The sequence below is a fragment of the Zoogloea oryzae genome (genome assembly GCF_030161255.1).
GTDB lineage: Bacteria > Pseudomonadota > Gammaproteobacteria > Burkholderiales > Rhodocyclaceae > Zoogloea > Zoogloea oryzae.
This window is the reverse complement of sequence record NZ_BSPX01000229.1, coordinates 1-933: the sequence shown is the minus strand read 5'-3', so window position 1 is coordinate 933 and position 933 is coordinate 1. Positions and strand designations below refer to the sequence as shown.

Here is a 933-nt window from a genome sequence, read left to right as displayed (position 1 = left end):
GGCGCGGTGAGCAGGCGCACCTGCCAGCCGGCGCCGGCTTCGGCGGGGGGCAGGCCATCCAGGCCGGCGAGGAGGGTTTCGGTGGGGTCGAGGCGGCGCTCCAGCAGCGGGCGCGGGGTTTCGTCCGGGCGGATCAGCCCGCTGTTCCAGAGGGGCGAGGCGCGCAGGGCATGGCGCACCGCGGCGGGGTCGGCGTTGTCGCCGAAGAGCAGCTTGAGGGCGAGGCCTACGGCGAGCCGGCGTTGGCCGCCAGCGAGGGTGGCGACGGTGGTGGCGGCGTCCTCGTCGAAGCAGGGCAGCACGGCGAAGGCGAGCAGATCCAGATCGAAGCCGGAGAGCTGGCAGCCGGTGGCGATGCGGGCCAGCGGCGTGGCGTCGGGCGCGGCCTCGAGGGTGGCGAAGAGGATGTCGTTGCCGCTGGCGATGCTCTCGGCCAGCTGCTGGGGCGTGTTGGTGGCGAGATGCGCCGAGGCGATCCGGATGAGGCCAGCGTCGTCGGGCCGGCGCAGCAACATGCGGCCGGCGGCGAGGGCCAGCCAGAGGTCGGTGAGGTCGGGGCTGCGGGGGCCGGTCATGCGGGGTCTCCGAAGCGGAAGCGGATCGTGCGGCCGAGCCAGGGTAGCCAGCCGGGGTCCTGATCCCAGCCGGCGCGGCGCAGGGCCAGGTCGATGCCGGCCAGCGGCCAGATGAGTTCGGCGTCCCACGGGCTGACGCGCAGCTGGCCGGGGCGCAGCAGCAGGCTGGCGAGGCGGCTGTCGGCAGCGGTCGGGAAGGCGGCGGGCGTGGTGCCGAACACCTGACGCAGGCTACCGGGCGCGGGGGTGATGTCAGCGGGGATGGCGTCGGTCAGGGCGTCGAGGAGGCGCTCGGCGGCGGCCGGATCGCCCACGGGGATCAGCGCGATGCGCTCGCGCCAGTCACATTCGGGGGCGA

At 75.1% G+C, this 933-nt stretch carries 1 protein-coding gene and 1 pseudogene; both read right to left on the bottom strand.

Annotated elements, in window-relative coordinates; translation table 11 throughout:
- A partial coding sequence (locus QQK25_RS23175; RefSeq protein WP_284190074.1) for a hypothetical protein occupies positions 1 to 575 on the bottom strand: 575 nt, incomplete at its 3' end.
- A pseudogene (locus tag QQK25_RS23170) lies at positions 572 to 933 on the bottom strand (hypothetical protein); the annotation flags it as partial. The gene QQK25_RS23175 and the pseudogene QQK25_RS23170, both read right to left, overlap by 4 nt.